We start from the raw sequence: 16767 nt of genomic DNA, 5'->3' as shown, positions 1-16767 counted from the left end.
CGATGTCGACCTGGTTACTTCCCGAGAATATCGCCGACGTACTGCCGTCGGAAGCGCGCAAGATCGAGGAGCTGCGCCGCAGGCTGCTCGATCGCTTCCGTTCGTACGGCTACGAAATGGTGATGCCGCCGCTGCTCGAATATCTCGAGTCGCTGCTGACGAGCGGCGGCGCCGACCTGCGCCTGCGCACCTTCAAGCTGGTCGATCAGCTGTCGGGCCGCACGCTCGGCCTGCGCGCGGACATCACGCCGCAGGTCGCGCGCATCGATGCGCACCTGCTGAACCGCCAGGGCGTGACGCGCCTCTGCTATGCGGGCCACGTGATGCATACGCGTCCGCGCGGCCTGCATGCGACGCGCGAACAGATCCAGATCGGCGCCGAAATCTACGGTCATGCCGGGCTGGAAGCCGATCTTGAGATCCAGCAGCTGATGCTCGACGCACTGCACCTCGCGGGGCTGTCGCGGATCCGTCTGGATCTGTGTCACGCGGGCGTGCTCGCGGCGCTGCTCGCACGCGACGCGCAGGCCGCCGAGCGCGGCGAGGCGCTGCACGACGCGCTGTCGGGCAAGGACGTGCCGCTGTTGAACGAACTCACCGACGATCTCGGCGCCGATACGCGCGCGGCGCTGCGGGCGCTGCCGCACCTCTATGGCGACGCGAGCGTGCTCGACGAGGCACGTGCACGCCTGCCGGTGCTGCCCGAGATCACGCGCGCACTCGACGATCTCGCGCAGCTCGCGGCGCAGGCGAAGGGCGTCGAGGTGGCGATCGATCTCGCCGACCTGCGTGGCTACGCGTACCACAGCGGCGCGATGTTTACGGCGTACATCGATGGCGTGCCGAACGCGATCGCGCGCGGCGGCCGTTACGACCACGTGGGCCAGGCCTACGGTCGCGCCCGCCCGGCGACGGGCTTCTCGCTCGACCTGCGCGAGCTCGCGCGGATTTCGCCGATCGAGGCGCGCGGCACTGCAATTCTCGCGCCGTGGGCACAGGACGACGCGCTGAGCGCGGCCGTTGCGGCGCTGCGCGATGCGGGCGAGGTCGTGATCCAGGCGTTGCCGGGGCACGACCACGTGCTCGACGAGTTCGCGTGCGACCGTTCGCTCGTCGAGCGTAACGGCGCATGGGTGGTCGAACCCCGTTAAACAGGCGTTCGCGGGCCGTCGTTCGGCGTGCATATCGTTGAAGCGAAACGGAAAAATTCGGAATCGCCCGCGAACATAGGTAGAATACGTTTTTAACCAGCTAACGAATCAACATGTCTGCCAGCGCAGTGAACGTGACTCCCGGGCGCAATGTCGTCGTCGTGGGAACGCAATGGGGTGATGAAGGCAAGGGCAAGATCGTCGACTGGCTGACGGACCACGCTCAGGGCGTCGTGCGTTTCCAGGGCGGTCACAACGCCGGCCACACCCTCATCATCGGCGGCAAGAAAACCATCTTGCGCCTCATTCCGTCGGGCATCATGCGTGAAGGCGTCGCCTGCTACATCGGCAATGGCGTTGTCCTGTCCCCCGAGGCACTGTTCAAGGAAATCGGCGAGCTGGAAGAGGCCGGCGTGAACGTGCGCGATCGCCTGTTCATCTCCGAAGCCACGACGCTGATCCTGCCGTACCACATTGCGATCGACCAGGCGCGCGAGGCGCGTAAGGGTGCGGGCAAGATCGGTACGACCGGCCGCGGCATCGGCCCCGCGTACGAAGACAAGGTCGGCCGCCGCGCGCTGCGCGTGCAGGACCTGTTCGACGCAAAGACCTTCGCCGACCGCCTGCGCGAAAACCTCGATTTCCACAACTTCGTGCTGACCCAGTACCTGGGTGGCGCGGCCGTCGATTTCCAGGCCACGCTCGACACGATGCTCGGCTACGCCGATCGCCTGAAGCCGATGGTGGCCGACGTGTCGCGCCGCCTGTACGACGCGAACAACGCCGGTCAGAACCTGTTGTTCGAAGGCGCGCAAGGCACGCTGCTCGACATCGACCACGGCACCTATCCGTTCGTCACGTCGAGCAACTGCGTCGCGGGTGCGGCATCGGCCGGCGCTGGCGTCGGTCCGCAGAAGCTGAACTACATCCTCGGCATCACGAAGGCGTACTGCACGCGCGTCGGCTCGGGCCCGTTCCCGAGCGAGCTGTACGACGCGGACAACCCGCAGCGCCAGGACCAGGTCGGCGTTACGCTGGCGAACGTCGGCAAGGAATTCGGCTCGGTCACCGGCCGTCCGCGCCGCACGGGCTGGCTCGACGCGGCGGCGCTGCGCCGCTCGATCCAGATCAACGGCGTGTCGGGTCTGTGCATGACGAAGCTCGACGTGCTCGACGGCCTCGATGAAGTCAAGCTGTGCGTCGGCTACAAGATCGACGGCAAGGACGTGGACATCCTGCCGCGCGGTGCGGCCGATGTCGCGCGTTGCGAGCCCGTGTACGAGACGTTTGCCGGCTGGAAGGAAAGCACCGTCGGCATCAATGCGTGGGACGCGCTGCCGGCGAATGCTCAGGCATACCTGGCCCGTGTTCAGGAAGTGGCCGGCGTGCCGGTCGACATGGTTTCGACGGGGCCGGATCGCGACGAGACGATCCTGCTTCGCCACCCGTTCAAGGTGTAATTCTCAGCATGACGCAGCAAATCACGATGACGGCGGCAGACTTGATGACCGATCCGCGCAACGACGACAAGAACCTGTGGGTGGGCTGGGACGAATACCATCGTCTGATCGAGCTGCTTGCGCTCCAGGTGCATGCATCGGGCTGGAAGTTCGATCAGATCCTGTGCCTCGCGCGCGGCGGTCTGCGCGTCGGCGACCAACTGTCGCGCATCTATGACGTCCCGCTCGCGATCCTCGCGACGAGTTCGTACCGCGAAGCGGCCGGCACCGAGCAGGGCGAACTCGACATCGCGCAGTACATCACGATGACGCGTGGCAACCTCGAGGGCAACGTGCTGCTGGTCGACGATCTCGTCGATTCGGGCGTCACGCTCGCGCGCGTGCAGGAGCACCTGAAGGAGCGCTATCCGGCCGTCAAGGCCGTGCGCTCGGCGGTGCTCTGGTACAAGGGTTGCTCGAAGATCAAGCCTGACTATCACACGCAGTATCTGCCGACGAATCCGTGGATTCATCAGCCGTTCGAAGAGTGGGACACGGTTCGTCCGCATAATCTCGAGGCGTGGATCAAGCGCGGTCGTGCGCAGCGCGACGGCTCGGGCGCGTGAGTGTCCGGCTGATCGAAGGAAAGCCTTATACGGCGCCGCTTGCGGCGCCGTTTTTCATTGCGGCGCCGGGCTGGTGGGTACCACAATCGGTCTTGACGGTAGGCAGACGTCGCGGCCCCGGCTATGATGGCAGCCCTGCCACAGCTCGCGCAGGATTGCATGCGCAGCGTGGATCACGTGGCTTCAGGGCAACAGGGCAGGACGGTTTTTCAGGGGGGCGCGAGTAGAATAGCGCTCGTTTTGTCCGAACCGGACCCGATTATTAAGCTTCATATGAACGACACGATCCAGGCGACCGACGCAGCCCATGCGCATTCGACGCACCAACACTCGATGCGGGCGCTTGCGATAGCGGCCATCGGCGTCGTGTTCGGCGACATCGGCACGAGCCCGCTGTATTCGCTGAAGGAGGCGTTCAGCCCCGCACACGGCATTCCGCTCACCGAAGGCTCGATTCTCGGGGTGATCTCGCTGCTGTTCTGGGCGATCATCCTGGTGGTCGGCATCAAGTATCTACTGTTCGTGATGCGGGCCGACAACAACGGCGAGGGCGGCGTGCTCGCGCTGATGGCGCTGTCGCTGCGGCCGCTCGACTCGAAAACCCGCGTCGCGGGCGCGCTGATGGCGCTCGGGATCTTCGGCGCGTGCATGTTCTACGGCGATGCCGTGATCACGCCGGCGATTTCCGTGATGTCGGCCGTCGAAGGTCTGGAGATCGCGACGCCGCACCTGTCCCATCTCGTGATGCCGATCACGATCGTGATCCTGATCGCGCTGTTCTGGATCCAGCGTCACGGTACCGCGATGGTCGGCAAGCTGTTCGGGCCGATCATGGTGCTGTGGTTCATCGCGATCGCGGCGCTCGGTGTGTATCACATCGCGCGCGTGCCGGGCATCATCGCGGCGATCAACCCGTATTACGCGGCGTCGTTCATGTCGGAGCATGTGCTGCAGGCTTATGTCGTGCTCGGTTCGGTCGTGCTGGTGCTGACCGGTGCGGAAGCGCTCTACGCGGACATGGGCCACTTCGGCGCGAAGCCTATTCGCCTCGCCGCATACGGGCTCGTGATGCCGTCGCTCGTGCTGAACTACTTCGGCCAGGGCGCGCTGCTGATCCAGAACCCGAAGGCGATCGAGAACCCGTTCTTCCTGCTGGCGCCGGAGTGGGCGCTGCTGCCGCTCGTCGTGCTGTCGACGGTTGCGACCGTGATCGCTTCGCAGGCCGTGATCTCGGGCGCGTATTCGTTGACGTCGCAGGCGATCCAGCTCGGCTACGTGCCGCGCATGAAGGTGCTGCATACGTCCGAGCTGGCGATCGGCCAGATCTACGTGCCGGTCGTGAACTGGCTGCTGCTGTTCGTGATCCTCTGCATCGTGATCGGCTTCAAGAGCTCCGACAACCTCGCCGCCGCGTACGGTATCGCGGTGACGGCGACGATGGTGATCACGACCGTGCTCGCGGCTGTCGTGATGGTGAAGGTATGGAACTGGAACCGGCTGCTCGTCGGCGCGATCATCGCGGTGTTCCTCGCGGTCGACCTCGGCTTTTTTGGCGCGAACCTGCTCAAGGTCGCGCAGGGCGGCTGGCTGCCGCTCGGCATCGGCGCGCTGCTGTTCTTCCTGCTGATGACCTGGTACAAGGGCCGCCACATCGTCAAGGAGCGTACGGCTGCCGACGGTATCCCGCTCGAGCCGTTCCTGCAGGGGCTGCTCGCGCATCCGCCGCACCGTGTGTCGGGTACGGCGATCTACCTGACCGGTAACGACAAGCTCGTGCCCGTTAGCCTGTTGCACAACCTGAAGCACAACAAGGTGCTGCACGAGCGGACCATTTTCCTGACGTTCGTCACGCGCGACATCCCGTACGTGCGCGACGACAAGCGCCTGAGTTCACGTGACGCGGGCGGCGGTCTGTACATCGTCAAGGCCGAATACGGTTTCAACGAGACGCCGGACGTGAAGGCCGTGCTCGAGGAATTCGGCCGCACGCACGACATGACGTTCGAACTGATGGACACGTCGTTCTTCCTCGCGCGCGAAACGGTCGTGCCGACGCATCTGCCCGGCATGTCGATCTGGCGCGAACGCGTGTTCGCATGGATGCATCAGAACGCGGCGAAGCCGACCGACTTCTTCTCGATCCCGGCGAACCGCGTCGTCGAGCTCGGCACCAAGATCGAAATCTGATCGGTGCACGGGCCGCATAGGCGGCCCACGCCGATCCGGCAACGCTTCTTGCCGAAGCCATGAAAAAGCCCGCCTTCCGGCGGGCTTTTTTTGGTGCGTCGACAGCCTTCGCGTGTTCAGCGTTTCAGCTTCGCGAACGCCGCAGCCATCGCGCCGGCCGGTTCAGGCTCGCGCGAACGCTGCGGGCGCGCCGCGCCGCGGCCGGCATTGCCGCGATCCTGGCCGCCGCGCGGCGCCATGCCGGGCGCGGCCGCTTCGTCGTCGAGGCGCATCGTCAGCGAAATGCGCTGACGCTTTACGTCGACGTCGAGCACCTTGACCTTGACGACCTGGCCGGCCTTCACGACTTCGTGCGGATCCTTGATGAACTTCGTCGACATCGCGGACACGTGGACGAGGCCGTCCTGGTGCACGCCGACATCCACGAATGCGCCGAACGCCGCGACGTTCGTCACGACACCTTCAAGCAGCATGCCCGGCATCAGGTCAGACACCTTTTCGACGCCGTCGCGGAACGTTGCGGTCTTGAATTCGGGGCGCGGGTCACGACCCGGTTTTTCGAGTTCGGACAGGATGTCGCGCACGGTCGGCAGGCCGAAACGTTCGTCAACGAATTCGGTCGGCGACAGGCCGGACAGCGCATCACGGCTGCCGAGCACGTCGTCGATCCGCTTGTTGATCTTCGCGAGGATCCGTTCGACGACCGGATAAGCCTCCGGGTGGACCGACGAGCGGTCGAGCGGATTCTCGCCGCCGTTGATGCGCAGGAAGCCGGCTGCCTGTTCGAAGGTCTTGTCGCCGAGGCGCGGCACCTTGCGCAGGTGATCGCGCGAGGGGAACGGCCCGTTCGCATCGCGGTAGTCGACGATGTTGCGCGCGAGCGTGGCGTTCAGGCCCGAGACGCGTGCGAGCAGCGCGACCGACGCGGTGTTCGCGTCGACGCCGACCGCGTTCACGCAATCCTCGACCACCGCGTCGAGCGAGCGGGCGAGTTCGCGCTGGTTCACATCGTGCTGGTACTGGCCGACGCCGATCGCCTTCGGCTCGATCTTCACGAGCTCGGCGAGCGGGTCCTGCAGGCGGCGGGCGATCGACACGGCGCCGCGCAGCGACACGTCGAGTTCCGGGAATTCCTTTGCGGCCAGTTCGGACGCCGAGTAGACCGACGCGCCGGCTTCCGACACGACGATCTTCTGCAGCCGCAGTTCGGGGTGCTTCGCGATCAGCTCGCTCGCGAGCTTGTCGGTTTCACGGGACGCGGTGCCGTTGCCGATGCTGATCAGCTCGGCCTGCGTCTGCGCGGCGATGCGCGCGAGCTTCGCGAGCGAGCCGTCCCAGTCGCGCCGCGGCTCGTGCGGGTAGATCGTATCGGTCGCGAGCAGCTTGCCGGTGCGGTCGACCACGGCGACCTTCACGCCCGTGCGCAGGCCGGGGTCGAGACCGATCACGGCCTTCGGGCCGGCCGGCGCAGCCAGCAGCAGGTCCTTCAGGTTGCGGGCGAACACGCGGATCGCTTCGGCTTCCGCCGTTTCGCGCAGTTGCGTGAGCAGTTCGTTCTCGATGTGCGGCTGCACCTTCACGCGCCAGCACCAGCGGCACACGTCGGACAGCCACTTGTCCGCCGGGCGGCTCTGGTTCGCGATCCCGAAATGGCGCGCGATCATCGCTTCGCCGGGATGCGGGATCTGCGCGTCGAGTTCCTCGCCGAGCCCGAGCTTGACGGTCAGCACGCCGGCATTGCGGCCGCGGAACAGTGCCAGCGCGCGATGCGACGGCACGGTGCGGATCGTTTCCGCGTAGTCGTAGTAGTCGCGGAACTTCTCGCCTTCCTCGTTTTCCTTGCCTTCGACGACCGCGGAGGACACGACGCCCTGGCTGTGCAGGTAGTCGCGCAGCTTGCCGAGCAGTTCGGCTGTTTCGCCGAATTGCTCGGACAGGATGTCGCGGGCGCCGTCGAGGGCGGCCTTCACGTCGGCGACGCCCTTGTCGGCATCGACGTACGCGGCGGCTTCCGTCTGCGGGTCGAGCAGCGGATTCGCGAGCAGCGCCTGCGCGAGCGGCTCGAGGCCGGCTTCGCGCGCGATCTGCGCACGCGTGCGGCGCTTCGGCTTGTACGGCAGATAAAGGTCTTCGAGCACCTGCTTGCTGTCGGCCGCGTCGATCGCGGCGCGCAGTTCGTCGGTCAGCTTGCCCTGTTCGTCGATGCTCGACAGGATCGCCGCGCGGCGATCCTCGAGCTCGCGCAGGTACAGGAGGCGTTCCTCGAGCTGGCGCAGCTGCGTGTCGTCCAGGTTGCCGGTCACTTCCTTGCGGTACCGGGCAATGAACGGAACGGTCGAGCCTTCGTCGAGGAGTTGCACTGCCGCCGCGACCTGGCGCGGCTGGACGGACAGTTCGGTGGCGATGCGCTGTACGATCTTGAGTGCTACGGTTTCCGTCATGTCGTGGATGATCTGCCTGCTGAAATCGCGGCGCGGGCCGGCAGGCCGCGCGCCGCGGGCTGCAAGACGGGCCCGCCGGACCAGATGCCGCGGGTGAGTGAAGCGGGGCATTTTGCCATAAATGGCGGAGCGTCCAGCCGGGGGTGATAGAATTTGACACATGTCCCGCAGCTTTCCTACGACGTTGCCAACTTCCCGCATTTCTCTCGTCGCGCTCGGCGCAGCGCTCGCCGCGGCTTTGTCCGCCGGGTCTACCGTCGCGTACGCACAGGCATCGGGCGCCACCGCGCCGGACGCCGCAGTGGCCGCGCCCGTCGCCCCCTCCACCACGCAGGATTTTGACGCCCGTCAAAAAGTGCTCAATCAACGTTCCGCGGAAAACGATTATCGTTATGCCGTGGCGGAGCACGATTGTTACAGCAAGTTCTTCGTCAATCACTGTCTCGGCAATGCGCGCGACCGGATGCGCGAGGAGCGGGCGAGCATCCGTCAGGAGCAGCTCGCGCTCGACGATGAACAGCGCGCGGTGCGGGCGCAGCAGCGCGACCAGCAGCAGGCGTTGAAGCAGGCGCAGAATGCGGCGGAAGCGCCGCAGCGCGCGGCGAACGATGCGGCGAACGCGGCTGCGTTCCGCGACAAGCAGGAGCAGAATGCGCTGAAGCAGGCGCAGCGCGGCGCCGAGGGCCCGCAGCGCGCCGCGAACAAGCAGGCATACGACCAGAAGCAGGCAGACTTCCAGCGCAAGCTCGACCAGGCGCGCCAGCAGGGCGCGCAGAAAGCGCAGGAGCGGGCGGACAACGCCGCGCGCTACGAGCAGAAGCAGAAGGAAGCCGCCCAGCACAAGGCCGATGTCGAGCGGCGTCAGCAGGAAGCGGCCGACAAGGCCAAGCAGCAACAGCAGGGGCAGTAACGTGTTGGATTGATCCGGAGTCAGTCTCGTGCGTGCCGGCACGCCAGTCGGCGCGCTGCTTCGATGAGGAGGCGCATATGCAAAACCGTCCCACGGAACAGCAGCAGGAATTGCACAACCGTTTGGCTGCATTGCAGGAGCAGCACCAGCAGCTCGCTCGGGAGATCGAGCTGAAGGAAGGACACTCCGACATCGATGACATCACGCTGCACCGGCTGAAGAAGGAAAAGCTGGCGGCCAAGGACAAAATCATTTTGCTGCAATCGCAGCTGGAACCGGATAAGCGCGCCTGAGCGCGGCCTGGCAAGCGCCGGCGCCGCTCGGGCGCTGGACACAGGAACGCTTGCCTTGAATTCACCGCTTGATGCCAAACCCGATTCCCGGCGTGACGCGTCGTCCGCCGGGCGCGTTCGTGCGCCCGAAGGCACCTTCGAGCTGAGCCGCAAACGCGTCGACGAACTCGACACGATCTTCGGCGACGGCGGATTGCTCGCGCGCGCGCTCGACGGCTATCACCCGCGTCAGTCGCAGATCGAGATGGCGCGCGCGGTCGCGTCCGCGATGGAGGCGTCCGCGCGCCGGATGCCCGAGCCGGAGATCTTCGAGACCCGCAAGCGGCCGGCGCGCCGCCTCGGCGAAGGCGACAAGGCGGCCGAATCTGCCGCGGAGGGTGTTGCGCCCGAAGCCGACGGCGACGCTGGCGACAATACGCTGATCGTCGAGGCCGGCACCGGCACCGGCAAGACCTATGCGTACCTGGTGCCCGCGATGCTGTGGGGCGGCAAGGTGATCGTATCGACCGGCACGAAGCACCTGCAGGACCAGCTGTTCCAGCGCGACATCCCGACCGTGCGCAACGCACTCGCGGTGCCGGTGACGGTCGCGATGCTCAAGGGCCGCTCGAACTACCTGTGCCATTACTACCTGCAGCGCACGGCCGACAACGGTCGCTTGCCGTCGCGCCAGGATACCGCGTACCTGCAGGAAATCGTCCGGTTCGCCAAGGTCACGAAGAGCGGCGACAAGGCCGAACTCGCGAGCGTGCCGGAGACGGCACCGGTGTGGTCGATGGTCACGTCGACGCGCGACAACTGCCTCGGCCAGGAGTGCCCGCATTACAAGGAATGCTTCGTGATGCAGGCGCGCCGCGAGGCCCAGCAGGCGGACATCGTCGTCGTCAACCATCACCTGTTCTTCGCGGACATCATGCTGCGCGACACCGGGATGGCCGAACTGCTGCCGAACGCGAACACGGTGATCTTTGACGAAGCGCACCAGTTGCCGGAGACGGCCACGCTGTTCTTCGGCGAGACGCTGTCGACCACGCAGATCCTCGAACTTGCGCGCGACACGGTCGCGGAAGGCCTGAGCCATGCGCGCGATGCGGTCGAGTGGGTGAAGCTCGGCGGCGATCTCGAACGTGCGGCGCGCGACCTGCGTCTCGCGTTCGCGAACGACCAGATCGTGCGCATGTCGCTCGCGCAACTGGGCGACGATCATCCGATGTTCGCCGCGCTCGACGCGCTCGAAGTGGCGCTCGATGCGCTTGCCTCGGCGCTCGCGAGCCAGGCCGAGCGGGCGGAGTCGCTCGGCGCGTGCCTGCGGCGCGCACGCGAGCTGCAGGACCTGCTCGCGGGCTGGGTTGCGCCCGGCGCGGCGGAAGCGGCCGCGAAGGCCGATGCCGCGGCAGCCGGCGACAAGGCGGCCACCGACGACCCGAACGAGAAGGTGCGCTGGGTCGAAGTGTTCGCACATACCGTCCAGCTGCACGAGACGCCGCTGTCGGTCGCGCCGATTTTCGCGAAGCAGCGCGCCGGCGTGCCCCGCGCGTGGGTGTTCACGTCGGCGACGCTGTCGGTGCGCGGCGACTTCACGCACTACGCGGCCCAGATGGGCCTCAGCTCGCGGCGCTCGATGACCCTCGCAAGCCCGTTCGACTATCAGACGCAGGGCCTGCTGTATGTGCCGCGCAACCTGCCGCAGCCGTCGTCGCCGGCGTTTACCGATGCCGTGTTCGATGCGGCGTTGCCGGCGATCGAGGCGTCGGGCGGCGGCGTCTTCATGCTGTGCACGACGCTGCGCGCAGTCGACCGGATCGCGTCGAAGCTGCGCGATGTGATCGAGTCGCGCGGCTGGAACACGCCGCTGCTGGTGCAAGGCGATGCCAGCCGTACCGAACTGCTCGATCGTTTCCGTTCGTACGGCAATGCGATCCTCGTCGGCAGCCAGAGCTTCTGGGAAGGCGTCGACGTGCGCGGCGACGCGCTGTCGCTCGTTGTGATCGACAAGCTGCCGTTCGCGCCGCCTGACGATCCGGTGCTGGCCGCGCGGCTCGACGCGCTGACCAAGAAGGGCTTGAGCCCGTTCGCGGTTCACCAGCTGCCTCAGGCCGTGATCACGCTGAAGCAGGGCGCAGGCCGGCTGATTCGCGCGGAGACGGATCGCGGCGTGCTGATGATCTGCGACACGCGGCTCGTCGACAAGCCTTACGGTCGACGGATCTGGCAGAGCCTGCCGCCGTTCAAGCGCACCCGCGAGATCGCGGTCGTGCAGGACTTCTTCGACGAACATCGCGCGGCAAAGCGCGCGTGATCGCGCTGTTGCCTGCTGCGGGCGGCACCAACAAAAAACCCGGCTCGATGGCCGGGTTTTTTGTTGGTGCTCGGGCGTCGCTCAGAACTGCCACCACGACTTCTTCGTGCCGGGGCGCGAATGGCCGGTGATGTACGGGCTGTCCGGGAAGGTCCCCGCGAGCACGCGCTTCGTGTCTTCCGCGAGTTCCGGCTGGTTCAGCTTGCCGTACGACAGGATCATGATGTGCAGCGCGTCCTCGATCGCCGGCGCGCCCTTGTAGTCCTTGATCGCGAGCTGCGCGCGGTTGATCGCCGCGACATACGCGCCACGCCGATAGTAGTAGTCGGCCGCGTGCACCTCGTGCGAGGCGAGCGCGTTGACGATGTAGCGCATCCGGGCGGCGGCGTCGGGTGCGTACTTGCTCTTCGGGTAGCGGTCGACGACGACCTTGAACGCGTCGTACGATTCGCGCAGTGCCTGCGGATCGCGCTCGCTCATGTCCTGGCCGGAGAAGCGGCCGAACAGGCCGAGATCGTCGTTGAAGTGGATCATCCCCTTCAGGTAGTACGCGTACGGGATATCCGGGTGATCCGGATGCAGCTGGATGAAGCGGTCGACGGCCTGGTCGGCGGCTGCCGCTTCGTTGTCCTTCCAGTTGCAGTACGCGACGTTGATCTGCGCCTGTTGCGCGAAATGGCCGAACGGATCGCGACCTTGCAGCGATTCGAAATATTTCGCGCACTTGCCCCAGTCGCCGCCGGACAGTGCGTCCTGGGCCTCTGAGTATAATTTGTTGTTCGACCAGGTAGCCGTCTCGTCCTGCTTCTGCGGCAAGCCGTGGCAGCCGGCGATGAGGGCCGCGGCCGCTACCGCCGCAGCTCGGGCGGCGACGGTTTTGGCCGTACGTTTGGTCGAATTCATCATGCTCGCATGTCCTAGCTTCAAGTCTCGGTGACCCAGTCTAAATGACCCGTTCAAGTTCGCAGAATGCCCCGCAGGGCAAGTCAAATCGCGAAGATTATAGCCCAAGCGATCGGCCCGCCGACGCTGCGTCGGGGGATTCCCCCGATGACGATCTGGCTGCAGGCGCGATGCAGCCGCCTGTCGTGCCGTCCGCGGCGGTCGACGAGGCCCCGCGCGTCGTCGAAGTGCCGCTGTCGCTCGCGGGTGAGCGCCTCGATAAAGCGCTTGCCCAACTGTTCCCCGAATTCTCCCGCAGCCGCCTGCAGAGCTGGATCGAGGCGCAGCGCGTGCTGGTCGACGGCGCGCCGGCGAAGATCCGCCAGCCGGTGCCGCTCGGCGCAAGGATCGAGCTCGTGCCCGACCTGCTGCCGGAGCAGCTGGCGTTCACGCCGGAGCCGGTGCCGCTCGACGTGATCTACGAGGACGACGCGCTCGTCGTCATCAACAAGCCGGCGGGCGTCGTCGTCCATCCAGCTGCCGGCAACTGGAGCGGCACGATCCTCAACGGCCTGCTGCACCGCTACGGCGACGCGGCGGCCGGCCTGCCGCGCGCGGGCATCGTGCACCGGCTCGACAAGGAGACGTCCGGCCTGATGGTGGTTGCGCGCACACTCGCCGCGCAGACCGACCTCGTGCGCCAGCTGCAGGCGCGTACCGTGAAGCGCCGCTATTTCGCGCTCGTATGGGGCATGATGCCCGAAGACGGCACGATCGACGCGCCGATCGGCCGCGATCCGCGCGAGCGCACGCGCATGGCCGTCGTCACCGGCGCGTCGGGCAAGCCCGCGCGCACGCATTTCCGTACGGTTGACACATGCATGTGGCAACGTCAGCCGGTGTCCGCGATCCAGTGCGATCTCGAAACTGGCCGTACGCACCAGATCCGCGTGCACTGCGCGCATGTCGGGCATCCGCTGCTCGGCGATCCGGTGTACGGGCGCGCGCGCGGCAAGCGCTCGGTCGCGCCGCTGCCGGGCGGGTTCGCGCGGCAGGCGCTGCACGCCTGGCGGCTCGGCCTCGTGCATCCGGTCACGGGCAAGACGATGCAGTGGCGTTGTCCGTTGCCGGACGACATGAACGCGCTCGTCGCGGCGCTGGGCTTCGGGCAGGGCGACGAGGAATTCGACGATGAAGACGGTGTCTACGACGATGACGATTTCGCCGGCGAATATCAGGATCACGACGACGATTACGACGATGAGGAGGAGTGAGTGCCGATGACGAACCTGGCGCCGTTGACGTGGCAGGACTGCGTGCGGCCCGACTGGCAGGTGGCGCCGCGCGTGCGTGCGCTGATCACGACGCGCGACGGCGGCGTGAGCGAGGGCCCGTACGGGCGCTGGCAGGACGGCGCCGCGTTGCCGGGCGGGATGAATCTCGGCCTGCACACCGGTGACGATCCGGCCCATGTCGCCGCGAATCGCGCGCGCTTGCTCGCGCTGGCGGGCCAGTCGCGAGCGGCATGGCTCGAACAGGTTCACGGCGCGCGGATCGTGCGTGCGGACGAAGTGATCGAGGCCGCGCCGGGTGCCGAGGCGCCCGTGCGGGCCGACGCGAGCGTGACGGACCGCGCGGGCGCGGTCTGTGTCGTGATGGTCGCCGATTGCCTGCCGGTGCTGTTGTGCGACGCGCAGGGCCGGGCGGTGGGTGCCGCGCATGCTGGCTGGCGCGGGCTCGCGGCCGGCATCGTCGAGCAGACCGCGGCCGGCGTCGCGGCACTCGCCGGCGGCGCGACGGATGATCTCCATGCGTATCTCGGGCCCGCGATCGGCCCACGGGCGTTCGAAGTCGGCGCAGACGTGCACGAGGCGTTTCTCGACACGGCTCCGCAGTCGGAGCATGATGAGACGCGGCAAGCGTTCGTCGTGATCGACGGCGCGCCCGGCAAGTACCTCGCCGACCTCTACGCGCTTGCGCGCCTGCGCCTCGCGCGCGCAGGCGTGACGCACGTGAGCGGCGGGACCGCCTGCACGGTCATCGAACGCGCGCGCTTCTATTCGTACCGGCGCGACCGCGTGACCGGCCGCATGGCGGCGGCGATCTGGCTGGCCGATTGACTGCTGACCGCGCACGTGCGCGCGCGGCTTGGCTTGTTGCGCTGCGAAATCGGTTATTGCGATATTGGCGCGGCAATGCGGCGTTGCATGGACAATCGAATGAATAATCGCGAAGTCAAGTCAATCAAAATGTTTTATGTTTCGCCGGAAGCCTTGTCCAGCTTGTTTCGCGCGGATTATCTCCGAGCAGAAATGCTCGGTGGTTTGACGCAGTGCTTCACATGGGGAAAACGATAATGATAAAAATACCGCACTGCGGCAGAATCTGGAGACGCCTCTCCAGAGCATGACGGCCCGGCTCGCAGCCGGCACGCCGCGCGCGAGCAGGATTTCACGATTGACGCTCACGAATCACCGGTAAGGCAGGTAATGACAGCATCGAAAAATTCGTCGACGTCCGCTCAAGCGGGCACTTTCGCGGGCAGCACCGGATTCGACCAGGCTACCCAGCCGATGCAGCAGATGTTCGAGGCATGGCTGAACGCCTGGCGCGGTTTCGCCGATCCGGCGCGCGCTGCAACGGCGGCGACCACGGCGAATCCGTTCGCCGCATTCCAGTTCCCGACATCCGTGCCGTTCCAGATGCCGTCGATGCCCGATCTGGGCGCCTTCGGCGGCCTGGCTTCGCCGTTCGCGGGATTGAAGCTGCCCGTGGCCGCGATCCCGCCTGAACGGCTCCAGAAGCTGCAGGCCGATTATGCGCGCGACTGCGTGACGCTCATGCAGCAGGCCGCCGCCGCGAAGCTCGAGTCGCCAGAACTGAAGGACCGCCGCTTCAGCGCGGATGCATGGAAGGCGTCGCCCGCGCATGCGTTCGCGGCTGCGTGGTATCTGCTCAACGCGCGCTACCTGCAGGAACTGGCCGACGCGCTCGAGACCGATCCGAAGACGCGCGAACGCATCCGGTTCTCCGTCCAGCAATGGACCGCCGCGGCCGCGCCGAGCAACTTCCTGGCGCTCAATCCCGATGCACAGAAGTCGATCCTCGAGACGCAGGGCGAAAGCCTGCGGCAGGGGATGATGAACCTGCTCGGCGACATGCAGCGCGGCAAAATTTCGCAGACCGACGAATCGCAATTCGTGGTCGGCAAGAACCTCGGGTGTACCGAAGGCGCGGTCGTCTACGAGAACGACCTGATCCAGCTGATCCAGTACGCGCCGAAGACGGACAAGGTGTTCGAGCGGCCGCTCCTGATCGTGCCGCCGTGCATCAACAAGTTCTACATCCTCGACCTGCAGCCCGAGAATTCGCTCGTCGCGCATGCGCTGTCGAACGGCCATCAGGTGTTCCTCGTGTCGTGGCGCAACGCCGATGCGTCGGTCGCGCACAAGACGTGGGACGACTACATGAACGAAGGGTTGCTCGCGGCGATCGACGCCGTGCAGCAGATCAGCGGCCGCGAGCAGATCAACACGCTTGGTTTCTGCGTCGGCGGAACGATGCTCGCGACCGCGCTGTCGGTGCTCGCCGCGCGCGGCGAACACCCGGCCGCGTCGATGACGCTGCTGACCGCGATGCTCGATTTCACCGACACCGGCATCCTCGACGTGTTCGTCGACGAGGCGCACGTGCAGATGCGCGAGCAGACCATCGGCGGCAAGAGCGGCGCGGCGCCGGGGTTGATGCGCGGCGTCGAGTTCGCGAACACGTTCTCGTTCCTGCGGCCGAACGACCTCGTCTGGAACTACGTCGTCGACAACTACCTGAAGGGCCGCACGCCCGCCGCGTTCGACCTGCTGTACTGGAACAGCGACTCGACGAGCCTCCCGGGCCCGATGTACGCGTGGTACCTGCGCAATACCTATCTCGAGAACAAGCTCCGCGTGCCGGGCGCGCTGACCGTGTGCGGCGAATCCGTCGACCTGTCGCGCATCGACGTGCCGACCTTCATCTACGGGTCGCGCGAGGATCACATCGTGCCGTGGCAGACGGCTTATGCATCGACGTCGATCCTGACGGGCCCGCTGAAGTTCGTGCTCGGCGCGTCGGGCCACATCGCGGGCGTGATCAATCCGCCGGCGAAGAAGAAGCGCAGCTACTGGGTCAACGACAACGATCTGCCCGGATCCGCGGACGACTGGTTTGCCGGTGCGACCGAGCAGCCGGGCAGCTGGTGGACGACCTGGGTCGAGTGGCTCGACCAGTACGGCGGCCGCAAGGTGGCGCCGCCCGCCAAGGCCGGTTCCGCGCAGTTCCCGGTGATCGAGCCGGCGCCGGGCCGCTACGTGTTGCAGCGCGATTGACGAAAGACGGACAGCGGCGCACGCTGTCCGGTGCACCGCAGTTTTTTAACAGGGCCGGTAGCGATGCGCCGCGTCGTGCGGGCCTGGAGGAAAGGGAAATGACGGACGTAGTGATCGTATCGGCCGCGCGGACCGCGGTCGGCAAATTCGGCGGTTCGCTCGCGAAGATCGCGGC

Annotated in this window: 12 protein-coding genes; 10 read left to right on the top strand and 2 right to left on the bottom strand. The window is 66.4% G+C overall.

Translation table 11 applies throughout. The features are described 5' to 3' along the window. The first annotated feature begins 2 nt into the window (after positions 1-2). The 4 genes from BTE28158_RS25365 (at position 3) to BTE28158_RS25350 (ending at position 5403) form a co-directional block, all read left to right on the top strand. Positions 3-1151: an ATP phosphoribosyltransferase regulatory subunit gene (locus tag BTE28158_RS25365; protein WP_059604400.1), complete on the top strand. Its 1149-nt coding sequence runs from the start codon at positions 3-5 to the stop codon at positions 1149-1151. 113 nt (positions 1152-1264) lie between these two features. After that, the gene (locus BTE28158_RS25360; RefSeq protein ID WP_151049889.1) at positions 1265-2611 is read left to right on the top strand and encodes an adenylosuccinate synthase; all 1347 of its coding nucleotides are present in this window, start codon (positions 1265-1267) and stop codon (positions 2609-2611) included. A gap of 8 nt (positions 2612-2619) precedes the next feature. After that, positions 2620-3216, top strand: a complete 597-nt coding sequence (locus BTE28158_RS25355) for a phosphoribosyltransferase (RefSeq protein WP_059604405.1) — start codon at positions 2620-2622, stop codon at positions 3214-3216. 273 nt (positions 3217-3489) lie between these two features. Further along, positions 3490-5403 (top strand): potassium transporter Kup, encoded by a 1914-nt coding sequence (locus tag BTE28158_RS25350; RefSeq protein ID WP_124622663.1) that lies wholly within the window; start codon positions 3490-3492, stop codon positions 5401-5403. A gap of 116 nt (positions 5404-5519) precedes the next feature. Here BTE28158_RS25350 and BTE28158_RS25345 read toward each other — a convergent pair whose 3' ends face one another. Further along, the gene (locus tag BTE28158_RS25345) at positions 5520-7844 is read right to left on the bottom strand and encodes a Tex family protein (protein WP_124622665.1); all 2325 of its coding nucleotides are present in this window, start codon (positions 7842-7844) and stop codon (positions 5520-5522) included. 160 nt (positions 7845-8004) lie between these two features. Here BTE28158_RS25345 and BTE28158_RS25340 point away from each other — a divergent pair, with 160 nt between their 5' ends. From BTE28158_RS25340 to yoaA, 3 genes are all read left to right on the top strand, one after another. Further along, positions 8005-8754, top strand: coding sequence for a hypothetical protein (locus BTE28158_RS25340; RefSeq protein WP_124622667.1), 750 nt, complete (start codon positions 8005-8007; stop codon positions 8752-8754). 77 nt (positions 8755-8831) lie between these two features. Beyond that, a complete protein-coding gene (locus BTE28158_RS25335) occupies positions 8832-9047 on the top strand; it encodes a YdcH family protein (RefSeq protein WP_006755091.1) in 216 nt (71 codons plus the stop codon). A gap of 55 nt (positions 9048-9102) precedes the next feature. After that, the gene (yoaA, locus tag BTE28158_RS25330) at positions 9103-11346 is read left to right on the top strand and encodes a DNA repair helicase YoaA (protein ID WP_124903543.1); all 2244 of its coding nucleotides are present in this window, start codon (positions 9103-9105) and stop codon (positions 11344-11346) included. A gap of 81 nt (positions 11347-11427) precedes the next feature. Here yoaA and BTE28158_RS25325 read toward each other — a convergent pair whose 3' ends face one another. After that, a complete protein-coding gene (locus tag BTE28158_RS25325) occupies positions 11428-12252 on the bottom strand; it encodes an outer membrane protein assembly factor BamD (RefSeq protein WP_059604424.1) in 825 nt (274 codons plus the stop codon). 41 nt (positions 12253-12293) lie between these two features. Here BTE28158_RS25325 and BTE28158_RS25320 point away from each other — a divergent pair, with 41 nt between their 5' ends. From BTE28158_RS25320 to phaC, 3 genes are all read left to right on the top strand, one after another. Continuing rightward, entirely contained in the window at positions 12294-13502 is a 1209-nt protein-coding gene (locus BTE28158_RS25320) for an RluA family pseudouridine synthase (protein WP_059604426.1), read from the top strand. A gap of 6 nt (positions 13503-13508) precedes the next feature. Next, positions 13509-14348 carry a peptidoglycan editing factor PgeF gene (pgeF, locus tag BTE28158_RS25315; RefSeq protein WP_151051613.1) on the top strand — a complete coding sequence of 280 codons (840 nt, stop codon included), beginning with the start codon at positions 13509-13511 and terminating at the stop codon, positions 14346-14348. A gap of 369 nt (positions 14349-14717) precedes the next feature. After that, entirely contained in the window at positions 14718-16592 is a 1875-nt protein-coding gene (gene phaC, locus BTE28158_RS25310; protein WP_151051611.1) for a class I poly(R)-hydroxyalkanoic acid synthase, read from the top strand. The last annotated feature ends 175 nt before the right edge of the window (positions 16593-16767 follow it).

The sequence above is a fragment of the Burkholderia diffusa genome (assembly GCF_902499115.1).
Lineage (GTDB): Bacteria > Pseudomonadota > Gammaproteobacteria > Burkholderiales > Burkholderiaceae > Burkholderia > Burkholderia diffusa.
The sequence above is the reverse complement of the archived record's forward strand: the minus strand, read 5'-3'. Positions and strand labels throughout refer to the sequence as shown.